The following is a 1,040-nucleotide window of genomic DNA, read 5'->3' on the forward strand; positions in this document are numbered from 1 at the left end:
ATCAGTTCGACGGTCATGGCGATGTTGTCGCCGGGCATTACCATCTCAACACCTTCGGGCAGCTCTACAATGCCGGTCACGTCGGTGGTACGGAAGTAGAACTGCGGCCGGTAGCCCTTGAAGAACGGTGTATGGCGTCCGCCTTCTTCTTTGGTCAGAATGTAGGCTTCGGCTTTGAATTTGGTGTGCGGCTTGATGCTGCCGGGCTTGGCGAGCACTTGGCCGCGCTCGATGTCTTCGCGCTTGACGCCGCGCAGCAGCACGCCAACGTTGTCGCCGGCCTGACCCTGATCGAGCAGCTTGCGGAACATCTCGACACCGGTGACGGTGGTTTTGCTGGTGGCCTTCATGCCGACGATCTCGACTTCTTCCTGCACCTTGATGACGCCACGCTCAATACGACCGGTAGCGACGGTGCCGCGACCTGAGATGGAGAAGACGTCTTCTACGGGCATCAGGAACGGCTGGTCGATGGCGCGCTCGGGCTCGGGGATGTAGCTGTCGACCTGGCGCATAAGCTCAAGGATGGGCTCTTCGGCGGCTTCGCCGGTGGCGCATTCGAGGGCCTTGAGGGCGCTGCCGGGCACGATGGGAATATCGTCACCGGGGAAGTCGTAGGCGCTGAGCAGCTCGCGAACTTCCAGTTCGACCAGCTCCATCAGTTCGGCGTCGTCGACCATGTCGGCCTTGTTGAGGAATACGACGATGGCGGGCACGCCGACCTGGCGGGCAAGCAGGATATGCTCACGGGTCTGCGGCATGGGGCCATCTGCGGCGGACACGACCAGGATGGCGCCGTCCATCTGGGCGGCTCCGGTGATCATGTTCTTGACGTAGTCGGCGTGGCCAGGGCAGTCAACGTGGGCATAGTGCCGATTGACTGTTTCATATTCCACGTGGGAGGTGGCGATGGTGATGCCGCGCTCACGCTCTTCCGGGGCGTTGTCGATCTGGTCAAAGGCGCGCATCTGAGCCAGGCCCTGGCCAGCCATGACCTTGGTGATGGCGGCGGTCAGAGTCGTCTTGCCATGGTCGACGTG

Annotated in this window: 1 protein-coding gene; it reads right to left on the reverse strand. The window is 62.0% G+C overall.

What is annotated here, in order from left to right; all coding sequences use genetic code 11:
* A partial coding sequence (gene tuf, locus BLR80_RS12600) for an elongation factor Tu (protein ID WP_092080896.1) occupies positions 1-1,040 on the reverse strand: 1,040 nt, incomplete at both ends.

This window comes from Desulfuromonas thiophila, from assembly GCF_900101955.1.
Classification (GTDB): domain Bacteria; phylum Desulfobacterota; class Desulfuromonadia; order Desulfuromonadales; family Desulfuromonadaceae; genus Pseudodesulfuromonas; species Pseudodesulfuromonas thiophila.